Raw genomic sequence first — 16,902 nt, forward strand, 5'->3', positions numbered from 1 at the left:
TCAGGCCTTCGACAGCGCGCGCAGCGCGGCGCGCAGCAGCGCGCCGACGTCAGGGTTCCCGTTGGCCTGGTCCGCGACCGCGTCGACCGCCTTCTCGGCCTCCTTGGCCGGATAGCCGAGTCCCATGAGGCCCTGGGTAACCTGGTCGCGCCAGGGCGCCAGCTGCGGCAGGGCCGCCGCGGCCGAAGCGGTGCGGGTCGGAGCGCCGATCCGGTCCTTGAGCTCGAGGATGATCCGCTGCGCGCCCTTCTGCCCGATGCCGGGCACCCGGGTCAGCGTCTTGACGTCGTCGCCGGCGATCGCGGCACGCAGCCCGTCCGGCGAGAGTACGGCGAGCATCGCCTGCGCGAGCTTCGGCCCGACGCCCGAGGCGGTCTGGAGCATCTCGAACATCTGCTTCTCGTCCTCGTCGGCGAAGCCGAACAGCGTGAGGCTGTCCTCACGGACCACCATGCTGGTCGGCAGCGTCGCCTCGGCACCGGTGCGCAACGCTGCGAGCGTGGCCGGCGTGCACATCAGCTCGAGGCCGACACCACCGACCTCGACAACCGCGCTGGCCAGCGTCACGGCGGCCACCTTGCCGCGCACGAATGCGATCACTTCGTTCCCATCGTCGTACGGATAGATCGGGCGGTCGATGCCTTGCGGGACTGCGCCAGCGCCGCCTCGATCCGGGCGCGGTTGCGCTCGGCGACACTGGATCCGGCCCCGTCGCCGCCACCGGCGCGGCTCGCGGCCTGCTCGATCCTGGACTGCGCGCCGCCGCGCCAGATGTGCGTGATGGCGAGGGCGAGCGCATCGGCCGCGTCGGCCGGCTTCGGCATCTCGGCGAGCCGCAGGATCCGCGTCACCATCGCACCGACCTGCGCCTTGTCGGCACGTCCGTTGCCGGAGACGGCAGCCTTGACCTCCGACGGCGTGTGCATCGCCACCGGGATGCCGCGCCTGGCGGCGCAGACCATGGCGAGGCCGCTGGCCTGTGCCGTACCCATGATCGTGGAGACGTCCGAGCGGGCGAAGATCCGCTCGATGGCCACCGCATCGGGGCGGTGCTCCTCGATCCAGGCGTCGATGCCCTTCTCGATCGAGACCAGGCGCTCCCAGACCGGCAGGGTCGAGGTGGTGCGGATGACGTTGACGTCGACGAGGGACAGCGGCTTGCCGAGGTCGCCGTCGACCACACCCATGCCGCAGCGGGTCAGACCCGGGTCGATCCCGAGCACGCGCATCAGCCCACCATCCCTTCGAACGTCTGTTCGCAGACTATCCGGAGACGCCGACGGCCCCGCGCAGACACGCGGGGCCGTCGGCGAACCGGCGATCAGTCCTCGATCTGGTCGAGCACCTCGTCGGGGATGTCGGCGTTCGAGAAGACGTTCTGCACGTCGTCGAGGTCGTCGATGGCGTCGACGAGCTTCATCACCTTGCCGGCGGTGGTGGCGTCGGCCACCGGGATCTCGAGGCTGGCGACGAACTCCACGTCGGCCGACTCGTAGTCGAGGCCGGCATCCTGGACGGCGGAGCGAACGGCCACCAGGTCAGTGGCCTCGGAGACCACCTGCCAGGCCTCACCGAGGTCGTTGACCTCCTCGGCCCCAGCGTCGAGGGTCGCCTCCAGCACGGTGTCCTCGTCGACCTGCTTGCCCTCCTGGTCCTTGGCGAGGATGACGACACCCTTGCGGTTGAAGAGGCGACTCACCGAGCCCGGGTCGGCCATGGTGCCGCCGTTGCGGGTGACGGCCGTGCGAACCTCCATCGCGGCGCGGTTCTTGTTGTCGGTCAGACACTCCACCAGCAGCGCGACGCCGCTGGGACCGTAGACCTCGTACATGATCGTGGTGTAGTCGACACCGCCGCCGTCGAGACCGCCTCCGCGCTTGACTGCGCGGTCGATGTTGTCGTTGGGGACCGACTGCTTCTTGGCCTTCTGGACCGCGTCATAGAGCGTGGGGTTGCCCGAAAGGTCGGGGCCCCCGGCCTTCGCCGCGATCTCGATGTTCTTGATGAGCTTGGCGAAGAGCTTGCCGCGCTTCGCGTCAATCGCAGCCTTCTTGTGCTTCGTCGTTGCCCATTTGGAGTGGCCAGACATAGTCCCTACTTCAGCGTTGTCTCAGTGCTTGGGGGTCGCCCGATCTTACCGACCCGCCACGATCTCCACGAACACACCATGCACCCGGGCGTCCTGCCCCACCTCCGGGTGGAAGCTGGTGGCGAGCAGGTGCCCCTGCCGGACCGCGACCGGGTGGCCGGCCGCCGTCGCCAGCACCTCGACGCTCTCCCCCACCTGCTCCACCCACGGCGCGCGGATGAAGAAGGCGTGCACCGACTCCGCCAACCCCCGTACGTCGAGGTCCTCCTCGAACGAGTCCACCTGCCGCCCGAACGCGTTGCGCCGGACCGTGATGTCCAACCCGCCGATGGTCTCCTGGTCCGCGGTGCCGTCGACGATCCGGTCGGCCAGCAGGATCATCCCGGCGCAGGTGCCGAATGCCGGCATGCCACCGCGGATGCGATCGCGCAGCGGCTCGAGGAGCTCGAAGTTGCGAGCGAGCTTCGCGATCGTGGTGGACTCACCGCCCGGGATCACCAGCCCGTCGCAGCGGTCGAGCTCGGCGACCCGGCGTACGCCGAAGGCCTCGACCCCCAGGCTGATCAGACTCGCGACGTGCTCCCGCACGTCGCCTTGCAGGGCGAGGACTCCGATACGCACCGGATGAGTGTAGGGATGCTCCCGCACACCCAGACAACGGGCACGTCGGAAGCGCCGCTCCAACGCCCGTGGTCCCGGATCAGCGGGAACCGGCCGTCCCGTTACCAGCCGCGCTCGGCCAGCCGGTGCGGCTGCGGGATCTCCTCGACGTTGATGCCGACCATCGCCTCGCCCAGGCCACGGGAGACCTTCGCGACCACGTCGGGGTCGTCGAAGAAGGTCGTCGCCTTGACGATGGCCTCGGCGCGCTGGGCCGGGTTGCCCGACTTGAAGATGCCGGACCCGACGAAGACGCCCTCGGCGCCCAGCTGCATCATCATCGCCGCGTCGGCCGGGGTGGCGATGCCTCCGGCGGTGAAGAGCACGACGGGCAGCTTGCCTGTGTTCGCGATCTCGGCCACCAGGTCGTAGGGGGCCTGGAGCTCCTTGGCGGCGACGTAGAGCTCGTCCTTCTCCAGGGTGCGGAGTCGGTTGATCTCGCGGCGCAGGGTGCGCATGTGGGTGACGGCGTTCGAGACGTCGCCGGTGCCGGCCTCGCCCTTGGATCGGATCATCGCCGCGCCCTCGGTGATCCGGCGCAGTGCCTCGCCCAGGTTGGTGGCGCCGCACACGAAGGGAACGGTGAACTCCCACTTGTCGATGTGGTTCGCGTAGTCGGCCGGCGTGAGAACCTCCGACTCGTCGATGTAGTCGACGCCGAGCGACTGCAGCACCTGCGCCTCGGCGAAGTGGCCGATGCGCGCCTTGGCCATCACCGGGATCGAGACGGCCTCGATGATGCCGTCGATCATGTCGGGGTCGGACATCCGGGACACGCCGCCCTGGGCACGGATGTCGGCGGGCACCCGCTCCAGCGCCATCACCGCGACGGCGCCCGCGTCCTCGGCGATCTTCGCCTGCTCGGGGGTGACCACATCCATGATCACGCCCCCCTTGAGCATCTCCGCCATGCCGCGCTTGACGGGAGTCGTACCAGTGGTGCCAGGGGTGCCTTCAGCCATGCCCAGATCCTATGTCAGGGCTGCGGATTGCCCTCAGCCAGCGCCTGCTGACGGACGACCCAGATCCGCTGGCCCACCGTGATCGTGGAGGCGAACGCCAGCGCCCACAGCGTGATGTAGGTCAGCCAGGGCAGGCCCAGGAGCCCGTTGAGGCCCGTCATCACCAGGATCGAGACCAGCCGGTCCGAGCGCTCGGCGATGCCCACCTTGGCCTGGTAGCCCAGCGCCTCGGCACGCGAGCGGGCGTAGGAGGTGACCGAGCCCATCACCAGGCAGACCAGCGAGAGCCACAGATAGAGCCGGTTGTCGCCGGGACCGGCGTAGTAGAGCGCCAGGCCACCGAAGATCGCACCGTCCCCGATCCGGTCCAGGGTCGAGTCCAAGAAGGCGCCGAATTTGCTCGACGTACCGGCCGTCCGCGACATGTAGCCGTCGATCAGGTCGCTGAAGACGAAGCAGGTGATGAAGATGACGCCACCGAGCAGATGACCTGTCGGGAAGAACGCCAGCGCGCCGACGACGACGCCGAGCGTGCCGACAAGCGTGACAGCGTCGGCACTGATCCCGAGGCGGATGAACAGGTGGGCGATGGGCGCGAAGACCTTGGTCCAGAAGGCGCGGAATCGTTCGAGCATGGCGGCAGCAGGCTACCGGCCGGTCGCCAAGATCAGCACGCCGCCACACACTGCGGGTCGTCCAGGACGGCTTCGAAGGCCAGTTCCGCGGCGCCGAACAGCGATGAGTCCTGGCCCAACATCGCCGGGAGTACGGCGACGTCCGCCCGCGGCGCGAGCAGCGCACGGCGACCGAGGACCTCCTCGACCAGAGGTGCGGCGCTCTCCCACAGCTGCGCCAGGCTGCCACCGAGGACGATCACCTCGGGGTTGAAGACGTTGATCAGCGACCGCAGGCCGATCCCGGTCCACTCGGCGACCTGCTGGATCGCCCGCTGGGCGCGCTCCTCGCCCTTGTCGGCCGCGGCGATCACCTCGGCCACGGCCTCCGGTCCCCCGCCGGGCTCACGCCCGGCCAGGGAGAGCAGCCGGTTCTCGCCGACCTTGAGCTCCCAGCAGCCGATCCCACCGCACCGGCACTCGGGTCCGCTGGCGTCGACCTGGAAGTGGCCGACCTCTCCGGCGTACCCGGTGGCACCCTCGAGGATGCGACCGTCGATCAGGAACCCGCCGCCGATGCCGACGCTGGCGGAGAGGTAGATGACGTGCTGCCGTTCGACGGCGGCGCCGCGCAGGTGCTCGGCCAGGACGCCCAGGTTGGCGTCGTTGCCGGCCCGTACGGGGCGGCCCAGCCGAGCGGACAACATCTGGGTGAACGGCTCGCCGTGCCAACCCAGGTTGGGGGCGAACTGCACCATCCCGTCATGCAACCGCACTGCACCCGGGATCGAGGCTGCAATGCCGAGGAATCGCTGCGGCGGGGTCGCCGCGAGCATGTCCTCAACCATCGCCGCGACCCGCTCGACGACGTGGCGCACGTCGTGCTCGCCGCGCTCGTGGGCGCGCACCCGACGATCCAGCACCGTGCCGCCGAGCCCGACCAGAGCGACCTGGACGCGCTCGACCCCGAGGTCGATGGCGACCACCGCGTTCTCAGGTCGAGGCATGACGAGGTGGGATGGTCGCCCGGTGCGGGCGCCGCCTGAAGCGGCGCCCGCAGCCGTGCGCTCGGCCACTAGGCCGAGGTCGATCAACGCGGCGGTGAGACCACCGATGGTGCTGCGGTTGAGCCCGAGCAGGCGGGTGAGCTCCGCCCGGGTCATCGGCCCCCGTGTGTGCACTGCGCGCAGCAGTGCCCGGAGGTTGGTCCGCCGCAGCTCCTCCGTGCCCGAGAGAGTCGCTGCCGCGACCATGGGTGGGTCAGACCCGCCCGGTTGCGTTGGTGCGGCGGCGGCTGATCGCGTCCACGCTGGCCGCGATGAGCAGCACCGCGCCGGTCACGATCCAGACCGTGCCCTGGGTCTTGTTCAGCAGACCCATGCCGTTGTCGATGATCGCGACCACGGTGCCACCGATCAGTGCGTCGATGATGCGACCCTTGCCACCGAAGAGGCTGGTGCCACCGATGACAGCCGCGCCGACCGCGTAGAGCAGCGTGGTGTTACCACCGGTCTGCGGGCCCACCGAGTTGGTACGCGAGGCCAGCATGATGCCCGCGATCGCCGCGACCACCGAGGAGACCACGAAGCACGACAGCTTGATCCGGGCCACGTTGATGCCCGCACGACGAGCGGCCTCGGCGTTGCCGCCCACCGCGTACACGTGCCGACCCCAGGTGGTGCGGCCCAGCGCGAAGGTCAGCAGCAGCAGCAGACCGATCATGATGACCAGCGAGACCGGCAGACCCTTGATCGACTTGACGTCGGGGTGCGGACCACGCTCCTGGGAGAGGTAGAACGTCACCGCGAGCACGATCACGGTCAGCACACCTGCCTTGAGCACCCACTGCAGCGAGGACTGCGCGGTCAGACCGTTCTTGCGGCGACGCTGGTTGGTCAGGAACGACCCACCCACGTAGACCACCACGATCGCGATCGCCAGCACCCAGCCCAGCCAGACCGGCAGGTTGCCGTTGTTGAGCTTGATGATGAAGTCGTTCTGCAGCGGGATGGTGCCACCGGCACCGGTCATCTTGAGCAGCACGCCCTGCCAGGCCAAGAACGTGGCCAGCGTGACCACGAACGAGGGGATCCCCAGCCGGGAGACCAGCACGCCGATGAACAGACCGATCACCAGACCGGTCACCAGCGCAGCCAAGATCGCGGGGATCAGCGGCCAGTTGTGGTTGGTCATGGCCAGACCCAGCGAGCCCGCGCAGACACCACCGGTGTAACCGGCGCTCAGGTCGATCTCACCGAGCAGTAGCACGAAGACCAGGCCCATCGCCAGCACCGTGACACCGGCCGACTGACCGATCAGGTTGCCGATGTTGAACGCCTTGGGGAACGTGTCGGGCCGCAGCACGGTGAACACGATCACCAGCGCGATCAGACCCAGGATCGCCGGCAGCGAGCCGACGTCGCCACCGCGCAGCCGGGTGATGTAGGCCGAGAAGATGCCGCCGATCGTGGTCGGCGACTCGTCGTCGGGATGCCAGTTCTCGTTCGGCGTGGTCGGCGGAGTAGTAGTGGTGCTCATGCGCGTCCTCGCTTCGCTGCGGGCGCGCATGAGGCAGATCGCGCGCTGTGTTCCATGATTCGCTCGCTTCGCTCGCTCATGCTGCGCCGCCCTTCTTGACCGGGAGCTGTCCGGTGGTGATCGCCTGGACGATCTGCTCGCGGTTGTAGTCCTTGATCTCCACCTGCCCGACCATCTGACCCAGATAGAGGATCGCGACGTCGTCGGCCACTTCGAACACGTCGTTGAGGTTGTGGCTGATCAGCACCACACCCAGACCGCGGTCGGCCAGACGACGCACCAGCTTGAGGACCTGCTCGGTCTGGGCCACACCCAGCGCGGCGGTCGGCTCGTCGAGGATCACGATCTTGGAGTTCCACAGCACCGAGCGGGCGATCGCAACCGTCTGGCGCTGACCGCCGGACAGGGACGCCACGTGCGTGCGGACCGACTTCAGGGTGCGGACCGAGAGACCGTCGAGGGTCTCCCGGGCACGCTGCTCCATGGTGTCCTCATCGATGAGCCCACCCTTGGTGAGCTCGCGACCGAGGAACATGTTGTGGACGACGTCGAGGTTGTCGCACAGGGCCAGGTCCTGGTAGACGATCTCGATGCCGAGGTTGTTGGCGTCCTTGGGACCGTGCACCTTCACCGGCGCACCATCGATGAGGTAGTCGCCCTCGTCGAAGGGGTGGATACCGGCGATGCCCTTGATCAGGGTGCTCTTGCCGGCACCGTTGTCGCCGACCAGCGCGGTCACGCGGCCAGGACGGACGTCGAGGTCGACGCCACGCAGCACGTGTACGGCGCCGAAGCTCTTCTGGATGCCGCGCAGTGAGAGCAGCGGCTGAGTGGTCGGCCCGGTGGGGCCGGTGCGCTCGGGCGTTTCGACGCTCACGAGATCTCCTTGCTTGGGGTGCGCTGAGGTACCGGGACGTTCCGCACACCCCGGGCGGGTCGATGAACCGACCGCCCGGGGTGCGACGTGGAACGTCCCTGACCCTCAGGTCGGCACGGAAAGCCCGTACCGACCTGAGGGCCGCGGGTTGTTACTTGACGCCGTACTTGGTGCAGAGCTTGGCGACGTCGCCGGTGCAGATCTGCGAGGCGTCGGCCTGGCCGTCAGCGACGACCTGCTTGACCGTGTTCTGGGTGATCCAGACCGGGGTGGCCAGGACCGAGGGAACGGCCTTGTTCAGCGTGGTGTCCTGCACCGTGCCGGTCGCCAGGGCGGCGGCACCGCTCGTGTCACCCTTGATCAGGGCGATGGCGAGCTTCGAGGCCGCGTCGGCCTCGAGCGAGGTGTTCTTGTACACCGTGCCGGCCTGGTAGCCGCGCAGGATGTTCTGCAGACCCTCGGTAGAGGCGTCCTGACCGGTGGTCAGGATCTTGCCCGCGACGCCGTCAGCCTTCAGACGAGCGATCACACCACCGGACATGGTGTCGTTGGCGACGACCGCACCGTCGATGTTGCCCTTGTTCTGGGTGTACATCTGGTCGAAGACCTGACCGGCCTTCGTCGCGTCCCAGTTACCGGACTGGTCCGCAACGATCTTGTACTGCGGGTTGGCCTTGAGGACGCCCTGGTAGCCCTGCTTGAACAGCGCCGCGTTGTTGTCGGTCGTGGCACCGTCGACCATGACCACGTTGCCCGACTTCTTGCCCTGCTTGACCATGGCGTCGACGAGGCCCTGGCCCATCAGCTTGCCGACCTGGACGTTGTCGAAGGAGACGTAGTAGGACGCTCCGCCACCCAGGGTCAGACGGTCGTAGTCGATCGTCTTGACACCGGCGTCAGCAGCCTTCTTGAGGCAGGCCGAGCCCGAGTCCGAGTCGAGGTTGGTGATCAGGAGGACCTTGACGCCCTCGCCGATCATGCTGTCGCACAGCTGGCCGAACTTGGCCGTGTCGCCCTGTGCGTTCTGGATGTCCGACTTCAGACCTGCGGCGTCGAACGCCTTCTTCAGGTTCGGACGGTCCTGGCTCTCCCAGCGCGGGGACGTCGTCGCGTCGGGCAGGATCACGCCGACGGCTGCCTTGCCCGAGCCGCCGGCTGCGCTGCTGTTGCTGCCGGAGTTGCCGGCGCTGTTGTTATCACTGCTGCCACAGGCGGCCAGCGCACCGAACGCCAGCACCCCCGTCGCGACGAGCGCACCCATCCGGGTTGCCTTGCTCGTGTTCATCCCTCGACCTCCGTTGCTCGAGAACAATGACGTGACTACCGTCACTTTGATTGTTGCCGTCGGCAACATACTCATCGGGCGAGGTGGTTGACAAGCGAAGTTCAACGCTTGTGGGACAAGCGTGACCTACCCGTGATCTAAGAGCGGCCACGAACGGGGCGCCGCGGCGGCGGACTAGACCACGCGGGCATGCGTCCGGGAGGAGCGCGCAGGGCGTTCCTCGGCTCAGCCCCAGGCGCCCGCGAGCATCTCCCGGGTGTCACCGAGCAACTCGGGGAGGGTCTTGGTCCGGCCGATGATCGGCATGAAGTTCTGGTCGCCGACCCAGCGCGGGACGACATGCTGGTGCAGGTGGGCGGCGATGCCCGCTCCCCCGGCGACGCCCTGGTTCATCCCGATGTTGAAGCCGGCAGGGTTGGAGACGCGCTTCAGGGTCTCGACAGCCGCCTTCGTCAGGGCTGCGATCTCGGCGGCCTCCTCGACGGTGGTCTCGGTGTAGTTGGCGATGTGCCGGTAAGGGCAGACCATCACGTGGCCAGGCGCGTAGGGATAGAGGTTGAGCACCACGAAGGAGAGCGCACCACGGTGGACGATCAGGCCAGCCTCATCGCTCATCGCCGGGATCCGGCAGAACGGGCACTGCGCCGCCGAGGGGTCCTCCGGCTTGTTCTCGCCACGGATGTAGGCCATCCGGTACGGCGTCCAGAGCCGCTCGAGGGTGTCGGGCTGCCCGATCCCATCCTGGTGGACAGCGGTGTACGGCGCCTCGTCGATCGTCTGCTCCCGGGTCACGGAGCGACTGTATCCGCCGCCCCGGGGAGACCGGACGTGGCTTCGAGCAGCTCGGCCACGGTGAGCTCGGGGTCCAGCGTCACCCCGGCGGCTCGGGCGTGGCCGTCGAGCACGAACCACACGGACTGGCTCACGGTCGTCTGCAGCCGCTCGGCACTCAGCGCCCGCTGCGGCCGGTTGAGCCAGCGGCGTACGGAACCGAAGACGGCGCCAACCAGCCCGTGCATCAACGGATCGAGCTCGGCCTCGTCGAAGTCCAGCTTCCCGCCGAAGGCCGCTATCGCGAAGGAGATGATCCCGCCGATCTCGGTGGCGATCTCGTCCAGAGCCTGTTCCAGCGCGCCGCTGCCGTAGTCGTGGTCGACCACGTGGTGCAGCGCCGGATGGCTGACCGCCCAGCTGATGTAGGTGCCAACGATCCGGTCGATGATCTGGGGCACCGTCCCGTCGAGCGTGACGGCGGGCAGCAGTCGCTCCCACAGCTGGGCGACGATGGCCTGCTGGATCGCCAGGTCGAGATCGGCCCGATCCTTGAAGTAGCGATACACGACGGTCCGGTTCACGCCCGCTCGCTCGGCGATCTGCTGGACGTGGAGCTCGGCCCCCGGCTCCCGCGCGCCGATCACCGCGACCGCTGCCTCGATGATCTGCTGGCGGCGCTCCTCGTTGTGCCGCGCCCAGCGCGCCTGGCGGCCATCGGGCTTGCCGGACTTCTTCGCCGGCGTCGTGACGGTGTCCAGGGTCGCGTCGTTCAGGGTCGCGTCGTCCAGGGTCGCGTCGTCCAGGGTCGCGTCGTCCGCGTCGGCGTGACCGCTGTCAGCTCCACCCGAGGTCATGAGGCTCACCGTATCGTCAGACTCCTACCTGCCGGTCCGGCGCCGCAGACCGGAGTAGCGCGGCTCGCGCGCGGTCGCGGCGACGCGACGCAGCTCGTCCACGTCCACGATCTTGATCCGCGGTCGACCGGACGCGGCCCCGCGGCGCTTCTCCTCCCGGTCGATCGCCTGCCAGCCGGCGAGGTCGACCATGCCCGGCTGCCGGCCGCGGATCACTCGGCGCAGGCCCTCCGTCGTACCGACGGGTTCGGGGATGGCGCCGGCGTCCAGGTCGTCGAGCACGCAGCTCACCGTCTCCTCGGCGTCGGTCTTGTTGGTGCCGATGAACCCCGTCGGGCCACGCTTGACCCAGCCCGCGACGTAGACACCGGGCCGCACCCGACCGGCGTCGTTGGGCACGGCCCCGCTCTCGGCGTCGTAGGGCAGATCGGTGACCGGCAGCCCGTGGTAGCCCACCGCGCGCAGCAGCATCCCCGCCTCCAGCAGCACCGTCTCCCCCGTCGGTACGGCGCGGGGCACGCCCTGCTCGTCCACGACCAGCCGGTTGCGGCTGACCTCCACCGCGCTCACCCGGCCCTCGCCATGGACCGCGACGGGCGAGGCATGGAAGCGCAGCACGATGGTGCGCTTGGCCGGGTCGACCGGGCGCTGCGCCAGGTCGCGCAGCAGCCGCGTCTTGACGTCGTCGCCGACCAACTGCTGATCGCCGACGTCGACGACGACGTTGATGCCGGCGTGCTCGGCCAGTCCGACCAGCTCGGGCACGGTGAAGGCCGCCTCCGCGGGGCCGCGCCGGCCCAGCACGACCACCTCGCGCACGTTGCTCGCCAGCAGCCCGGCCAGCGGCAGCGTCGAGATGTCGGTGGACTCGAGGGCGCGCGGGTCCTCGGCCAGGATCCGCGCACAGTCGAGCGCGACATTGCCGTTGCCGACGATGACCACGCGCTCGTGGGAGAGGTCGACGGCCAGGTCCTGCTTGTCCGGGTGGCCGTTGTACCAGCCGACGAAGTCGGTGGCCGAGAGCGAGCCCGCGTGGTCGTCGCCCGGGATGTTCAGCGGCTTGTCGCTGGCAGCGCCGACGGTGTATAGCACCGCGTGGTAGCGCGCTGCAAGCTCTGCGTGGGAGATGTCCTTGCCGACCTCGACGCCGAGGAAGTAGCGGAAGCCCGGCTGCGTCTCGATCTGGCCGAAGAGCCTTTCGATCTGCTTGGTGCGCTGGTGGTCCGGAGCGACCCCGGCGCGGACCAGTCCGTAGGGCGTGGGCAGCCGGTCGAAGACGTCCACGCTGATCTCGGGGTGCTTGAGCAGCTCGTCCGCCGCGTAGAGCCCCGCTGGGCCGGCTCCGACCACGGCCACCCGGAACGGTCCCGAGCGCTGCAGCCGGCGCTGCTCATGCACCAGCGCGAGCGGGGTGCGGTCCGCATGCGGGAAGACCTGGAAGTACTCGGCGTTCAGCGCCAGGAACGGTAGCTGCGAGCCCGTCAGCGTCGTGTGCGGGACGACCGCATCCGCCGGACAGGCGGTGGCGCAGGCACCGCAATCCACGCAGGCGTCGGGATCGACGTACAGCATCTCGGCCTCGGCGAAGCCGGGCTCACCCGGCGCCGGGTGGATGCAGTTGACCGGGCACGCCACCACGCACGAGGCGTCGGAGCAGCAGGACTGGATGACGACGTGAGGCACGAGCACTCCGCTCTGGGACGGGGCCGGCGACGCCCGCAGGCGCCGCCGGTGAAGACAGGGAAGGAGATCAGGCCGCCGCGGAGGCGACCTCGCTGCGGTGGCGCGAGGGTCGGCCGTCGATCTTGAGCATCCTCCACAGCAGCTTGGCCGCGCCCGTGCGGATCCCCAGGTTGTCCGCCAGCAGCCGTACGTCGCCGAACAGGTCCCGCAGCACCTTGGCGGAGTCCTCGGAGTCCCACCAGATCTGCTTGGCCACCTCGTCCGGGATGCCCATGTCGCGCCGGGCCTGCTTGGAGGGCACCATGATCACGTCGCACAGCGCTCGCATGACGATCGGGAACAGGTAGGTCAGCAGCCGACGTCTGACCGGCCCCAGGTGTGACCAGTGATGCTCGAGATATTGATGGGCGAAGCCGATGTGGCGCGCCTCCTCGGCGATGTGGATCTGCATCACGCGGTCGATGAGCGGGTGACTTCCACCGGCGCGCATGATGCTCTTCTGCAAGTGGTCGATCGGCTCCTCGCCGGCGAGGATGCCGACGAAGAACAGCTCGGGGAACCACGTGCCCGCCGAGGTCACCAGCGGCGCGGTGCGGGCGAACCACTTAGGCGCTCCGGCGACGTTCTCGATGCCGGCGTTGGCCACGAAGCGGTTCACCGACTCCTGGAACATCTGGATGTGGTGGGTCTCCTCGGTGACCTCGTGCATCGCGTAGCGGAACTCGGGATTGCCGTCCTCGGCCAGGATCAGGTGGTTCATCACGCCACCGATGAGCACCTGCTCGAACTGGCGGCCGACCTTGGCGATCTGGACGTAGCGGTAGGCACCGACCTCGATCTGACGCTCTCGCGGCAGCGACTTGTACCAGTCGCTGGCTCCGATCTCGTCGGCCTCGGTGAGGATGAGCCGCTCGTCGTCGGGGCGGATGTCGAAGGCCGGGTCGTCCCAGGGGATGTCCTTGAAGGCCTGGAAGTGATGGTCCACCGACGCCTGCGACAGCGTGCGCAGGGTGTCGTAGTAGGCCTGCCTGCCTTGCGGCACCCGGCCCTCGGCAGCCTGCTCCGGCTTCACCGCGGTCATGTCGAACCCCCGTTACATCGTTGGAAACAAAGACGACATACCGACGGTATATCGAGGGTGGCCCCGATCACAAGGGTTTGCGCGACACCGTGTCACGGAAAGATATTCGAAGCGCTCGGAAACACGACGGGCCGGCCCGACACGAGGTGTCGGACCGGCCCGGCGGGGCGCTGAAGGGAAGCCGTACGACGCCGCGCGGCGTCGTACGGCTGATGCTCAGACCTGCTCGCGCGACTCCACGGCGGCGACCACCCGAGCGATCGCGTCGGCGATCGGAACGCCGTTGTCCTGGCGACCGTCGCGGTAGCGGAAGCTGACCGCGCCCTTCTCCACGTCCTCGCCGCCGGCGATGAGCATGAAGGGCACCTTCTGCAGCTGGGCGTTGCGGATCTTCTTCTGGAAGCGGTCGTTGGAATCGTCGACCTCGACCCGGATACCGGCCTTCTTCAGTTGTCCGGCGACGTCGTAGAGGTAGTCGGCGAACGCATCGGCAACGGGGATCGCCTGCACCTGGACCGGCGCGAGCCACGGCGGCATGGCGCCGGCGTAGTGCTCCACCAGCACGCCGAGGAACCGCTCGATCGAGCCGAACTTGGCCGAGTGGATCATCACCGGCTGCTGCCGGCTGCCGTCGGCAGCCTGGTACTCCAGCTCGAAGCGCGCGGGCTGGTTGAAGTCGTACTGGACGGTGCCCATCTGCCAGGTGCGGCCGATCGCGTCCTTGGCCTGGACCGAGATCTTCGGACCGTAGAAGGCCGCGCCGCCCGGGTCCGGGACCAGCTCGAGACCGGTCTCGGTGGCGACCTGCTCGAGGATCGCCGTCGCGGTCGCCCAGTCCTCCTCCGAGCCGATGAACTTGTCCAGCTTCTCCTCGTCGCGGGTCGAGAGCTCGAGGTAGAAGTCGTCGAGACCGAAGTCGCGCAGCACGGTCAGCATGAAGTTGAGCAGGTGCTTGACCTCGTCAGGGGCCTGCTCCTGGGTGCAGTAGGAGTGGCTGTCGTCCTGGGCGAAGCCGCGCACGCGGGTCAGGCCGTGGATCACGCCGGACTTCTCGTAGCGATAGACCGAGCCGAACTCGAAGAGCCGAAGCGGCAGCTCGCGATAGGAGCGTCCCCGCGAACTGAAGATGAGGTTGTGCATCGGGCAGTTCATCGCCTTGAGCTGATAGTTCGCGCCCTCGAACTCCATCGGCGGGAACATCGTGTCGGCGTAGTGCGGCAGGTGGCCCGAGGTGTGGAACAGGCCGTCCTTGCTGATGTGCGGGGTGCCGACGTAGGAGAAGCCCTCCTCGATGTGGCGACGGCGGACGTAGTCCTCCATCTCCCGCTTGATGACGCCACCCTTGGGGTGGAACACCGGCAGGCCCGAACCGATCTCATCGGGGAAGCTGAACAGGTCCAGCTCCTTGCCGAGCTTGCGGTGGTCGCGGCGCTCGGCCTCCTCGATCCTGTGCAGGTGCTCGTCGAGGGCCTCCTTCGACTCCCACGCGGTGCCGTAGATGCGCTGCAACTGCTTGTTCTTCTCGTCCCCGCGCCAGTAGGCGGCGGCCGAGCGCATCAGCTTGAACGCCGGGATGCGCTTGGTGGTCGGCAGGTGCGGGCCGCGGCACAGGTCCTTCCAGGCCACCTCGCCGTTGCGGTTGATGTTGTCGTAGATGGTCAGCTCGCCGGCGCCGACCTCGGCGCTGGCACCCTCGGCAGCGTCGGCGGCACTGCCCTTGAGACCGATCAGCTCGAGCTTGTAGGGCTCCTCAGCAAGCTCGACCCGGGCATCGTCGTCGGTGGTGACGCGGCGGGAGAAGCGCTGGTTCTCCTTGACGATCTTGCGCATCCGGGACTCGATCTTGTCCAGATCGGCCGGCACGAACGGGGTCTCGACGTCGAAGTCGTAGTAGAAGCCGTCCTGGACCGGCGGCCCGATCCCGAGCTTGGCCTGCGGGAAGATCTCCTGCACCGCCTGCGCCATCACGTGTGCGGTCGAGTGCCGCAGGATGTCGCGGCCGTCCCTGGAGGCGATCTCCACCCCCGCGACCTCGTCACCGTCGACGAGCTCGTAGGCGAGGTCCTTGAGGGCGGCAGCACTGGAGGCGTTGCCGACCCGCGCAGCGATGATCTCGGGCTCGTCCTTGAACAGCTCCCAGGCCTTCGTGCCGGTCGTGACCGACCGTTCCTCACGACCCGCGGGGGTGAGTACGACGATCTTGATCTCGGACACGGTGCTCTCCTGGTGTGCTGGCGGTGCTCGGCGGTTTCCGACATCGCCGATGCTATCGGCCGCAGCGCGCCGGCCGCGCAGCAGTTCTTCGGCTGCTAGTGTTTCGAACGTGCGTTCGACATCGAGGCGTGCCTCACCGGAGCCGGCGCTGCCCTTCGGCCTGCCCGAGCAGCGAGAGGCACGACCGCGACGGTCTCGGCGCAAGGTCGCGGTGGGCGCGGAGTTCGTGCACACACTGGGCAGCGACGCCCTGGCCTCGCTCGGCTTCCCGGCCGGCACGCAGATGGTCGTCGACACCACGCGGACCCCGCGGCGCGGCGACATCGTCTTCGTGCGCTCGCGCGGACGGCTCAAGGTCGGCGTCCTCGACGTCGAGCTCGGTCGGCCGGCGCTGAGGGCCGACCACGGGACGTTCTGGCTCGACCCCACTACCGAGGTGTGGGGTGTGGCCACCGCGGCCGACCCACCCCTCGACGGCCTCGCGTGGTGACCTCCTGCGACACAGCTCAATCTCGGCCCTGATCGGCACGCCGTGGTCGTACGCTGCGAGGGCACCATCGATCCCGGCGCCCGCGTGGCGCCCGTGACGGAGGGACTGGCATGAGCAGCTTCGACGCGACGGACACCGATCCCCAGCCGGGCGGCCGGCCATCGTACGGCGGGACCCCAGGCGGGCGTCTGCTGGAGGAGATCGCCAACCATTGGGGGCTGGTGGTCGCCTACGGTGTGGCGAGCGCCGCCCTCGGCATCGTGCTCGCGGTCTGGCCGGACGAGACCCTCGTGGTCTGTGCCGTGCTGATCGCGATCCAGCTGATCGTCTCCGGCGTGATGCGGCTGACCGTCGCCGTAGCCGGGCACGGTCTCGACGGTGGCCTTCGCGCCGTGATCGGCCTCTCCGGCGCGGTCGGGCTGATCATCGGCCTGCTCTGCCTGCGGCACCCGGTCCAGACGCTGGTCGCGATCAGCCTCCTGATCGGCGTGTGGTGGGTGCTCGCCGGCATCATCGACATCCTCGGCGCCCTGGTCGCGCCGGTGCCCGGCCGCCGCGGCTGGGACCTGGTCACCGGCGTGATCAGCATCGTGGCCGGAGGCTTCCTGCTGATTGACCCCAAGCTGACCCTGACCGCGCTCGTGGTGGTGGTCTGCTTCTGGCTGATCGCGATCGGCATCGTCGCGATCGTGGCCGGCCTGCGGCTGCGATCCCTCGCACGCCAGGCACCCCACGCATCGGGCCCGGCCACCGGCCTCCACCCCGTCGGCTGAGGGCGCGC

At 68.7% G+C, this 16,902-nt stretch carries 17 protein-coding genes; 2 read left to right on the forward strand and 15 right to left on the reverse strand.

The genetic code is table 11. From position 1 onward, the window contains the following. The 15 genes from ruvA to thrS all read right to left on the reverse strand — a co-directional run bounded on the left by ruvA (position 1) and on the right by thrS (position 15,631). The gene (gene ruvA / locus H036_RS0104690) at positions 1-600 is read right to left on the reverse strand and encodes a Holliday junction branch migration protein RuvA (RefSeq protein ID WP_017933622.1); all 600 of its coding nucleotides are present in this window, start codon (positions 598-600) and stop codon (positions 1-3) included. After that, positions 597-1,229, reverse strand: a complete 633-nt coding sequence (gene ruvC / locus H036_RS0104695; RefSeq protein WP_017933623.1) for a crossover junction endodeoxyribonuclease RuvC — start codon at positions 1,227-1,229, stop codon at positions 597-599. The genes ruvA and ruvC overlap by 4 nt, the downstream gene beginning before the upstream one ends. A 92-nt stretch (positions 1,230-1,321) precedes the next feature. Continuing rightward, complete coding sequence (locus H036_RS0104700; RefSeq protein WP_017933624.1) at positions 1,322-2,089, reverse strand: YebC/PmpR family DNA-binding transcriptional regulator; 768 nt, start codon at positions 2,087-2,089, stop codon at positions 1,322-1,324. Positions 2,090-2,134: 45 nt separating this feature from the next. Beyond that, a complete protein-coding gene (pdxT, locus tag H036_RS0104705) occupies positions 2,135-2,710 on the reverse strand; it encodes a pyridoxal 5'-phosphate synthase glutaminase subunit PdxT (RefSeq protein ID WP_198289898.1) in 576 nt (191 codons plus the stop codon). A gap of 101 nt (positions 2,711-2,811) precedes the next feature. After that, positions 2,812-3,711 (reverse strand): pyridoxal 5'-phosphate synthase lyase subunit PdxS, encoded by a 900-nt coding sequence (gene pdxS / locus H036_RS0104710; RefSeq protein ID WP_017933626.1) that lies wholly within the window; start codon positions 3,709-3,711, stop codon positions 2,812-2,814. Between the two features lie 14 nt (positions 3,712-3,725). Further along, positions 3,726-4,346, reverse strand: coding sequence for a phosphatidylinositol phosphate synthase (pgsA, locus tag H036_RS0104715; RefSeq protein ID WP_017933627.1), 621 nt, complete (start codon positions 4,344-4,346; stop codon positions 3,726-3,728). 32 nt (positions 4,347-4,378) lie between these two features. Continuing rightward, a complete protein-coding gene (locus H036_RS0104720; RefSeq protein ID WP_232421804.1) occupies positions 4,379-5,488 on the reverse strand; it encodes an ROK family protein in 1,110 nt (369 codons plus the stop codon). Between the two features lie 97 nt (positions 5,489-5,585). Further along, on the reverse strand, positions 5,586-6,863 hold the full coding sequence (locus tag H036_RS0104725) for a sugar ABC transporter permease (protein ID WP_017933629.1): 1,278 nt from the start codon (positions 6,861-6,863) through the stop codon (positions 5,586-5,588). A 76-nt stretch (positions 6,864-6,939) separates the two neighbouring features. Beyond that, positions 6,940-7,740 carry an ATP-binding cassette domain-containing protein gene (locus H036_RS0104730; protein WP_017933630.1) on the reverse strand — a complete coding sequence of 267 codons (801 nt, stop codon included), beginning with the start codon at positions 7,738-7,740 and terminating at the stop codon, positions 6,940-6,942. A gap of 151 nt (positions 7,741-7,891) precedes the next feature. After that, positions 7,892-9,025: a sugar ABC transporter substrate-binding protein gene (locus H036_RS0104735; protein ID WP_017933631.1), complete on the reverse strand. Its 1,134-nt coding sequence runs from the start codon at positions 9,023-9,025 to the stop codon at positions 7,892-7,894. A gap of 225 nt (positions 9,026-9,250) precedes the next feature. Next, positions 9,251-9,817, reverse strand: a complete 567-nt coding sequence (locus tag H036_RS0104740; protein WP_017933632.1) for an HIT family protein — start codon at positions 9,815-9,817, stop codon at positions 9,251-9,253. Then, positions 9,814-10,653, reverse strand: coding sequence for a TetR/AcrR family transcriptional regulator (locus H036_RS21790; RefSeq protein ID WP_017933633.1), 840 nt, complete (start codon positions 10,651-10,653; stop codon positions 9,814-9,816). The genes H036_RS0104740 and H036_RS21790 overlap by 4 nt, the downstream gene beginning before the upstream one ends. Positions 10,654-10,677: 24 nt before the next feature. Beyond that, entirely contained in the window at positions 10,678-12,336 is a 1,659-nt protein-coding gene (locus tag H036_RS0104750; RefSeq protein ID WP_017933634.1) for an FAD-dependent oxidoreductase, read from the reverse strand. Positions 12,337-12,403: 67 nt separating this feature from the next. Then, complete coding sequence (locus tag H036_RS0104755; protein ID WP_017933635.1) at positions 12,404-13,417, reverse strand: AurF N-oxygenase family protein; 1,014 nt, start codon at positions 13,415-13,417, stop codon at positions 12,404-12,406. A 216-nt stretch (positions 13,418-13,633) separates the two neighbouring features. After that, positions 13,634-15,631 (reverse strand): threonine--tRNA ligase, encoded by a 1,998-nt coding sequence (thrS, locus tag H036_RS0104760; protein WP_017933636.1) that lies wholly within the window; start codon positions 15,629-15,631, stop codon positions 13,634-13,636. A 109-nt stretch (positions 15,632-15,740) separates the two neighbouring features. On the opposite strand from thrS, the gene H036_RS0104765 reads away from it, so the two are divergent. Beyond that, on the forward strand, positions 15,741-16,121 hold the full coding sequence (locus H036_RS0104765) for a hypothetical protein (protein WP_157417060.1): 381 nt from the start codon (positions 15,741-15,743) through the stop codon (positions 16,119-16,121). A gap of 110 nt (positions 16,122-16,231) precedes the next feature. After that, positions 16,232-16,894: an HdeD family acid-resistance protein gene (locus H036_RS21795; protein ID WP_017933638.1), complete on the forward strand. Its 663-nt coding sequence runs from the start codon at positions 16,232-16,234 to the stop codon at positions 16,892-16,894. Positions 16,895-16,902: the final 8 nt, after the last annotated feature.

It is taken from the genome of Nocardioides sp. Iso805N (genome assembly GCF_000364605.1).
Classification (GTDB): domain Bacteria; phylum Actinomycetota; class Actinomycetes; order Propionibacteriales; family Nocardioidaceae; genus Nocardioides.

Excerpts from the sequence above, each read along its gene's own strand:
- ruvC (WP_017933623.1), bottom strand. The coding sequence starts at position 1,229 with ATGCGCGTGCTCGGGATCGACCCGGGTCTGACCCGCTGCGGCATGGGT.
- H036_RS0104700 (WP_017933624.1), bottom strand. The coding sequence starts at position 2,089 with ATGTCTGGCCACTCCAAATGGGCAACGACGAAGCACAAGAAGGCTGCG.
- pdxS (WP_017933626.1), bottom strand. The coding sequence starts at position 3,711 with ATGGCTGAAGGCACCCCTGGCACCACTGGTACGACTCCCGTCAAGCGC.
- pgsA (WP_017933627.1), bottom strand. The coding sequence starts at position 4,346 with ATGCTCGAACGATTCCGCGCCTTCTGGACCAAGGTCTTCGCGCCCATC.
- H036_RS0104720 (WP_232421804.1), bottom strand. The coding sequence starts at position 5,488 with ATGACCCGGGCGGAGCTCACCCGCCTGCTCGGGCTCAACCGCAGCACC.
- H036_RS0104725 (WP_017933629.1), bottom strand. The coding sequence starts at position 6,863 with ATGAGCACCACTACTACTCCGCCGACCACGCCGAACGAGAACTGGCAT.
- H036_RS0104735 (WP_017933631.1), bottom strand. The coding sequence starts at position 9,025 with ATGAACACGAGCAAGGCAACCCGGATGGGTGCGCTCGTCGCGACGGGG.
- H036_RS21790 (WP_017933633.1), bottom strand. The coding sequence starts at position 10,653 with ATGACCTCGGGTGGAGCTGACAGCGGTCACGCCGACGCGGACGACGCG.
- H036_RS0104755 (WP_017933635.1), bottom strand. The coding sequence starts at position 13,417 with ATGACCGCGGTGAAGCCGGAGCAGGCTGCCGAGGGCCGGGTGCCGCAA.
- H036_RS21795 (WP_017933638.1), top strand. The coding sequence starts at position 16,232 with ATGAGCAGCTTCGACGCGACGGACACCGATCCCCAGCCGGGCGGCCGG.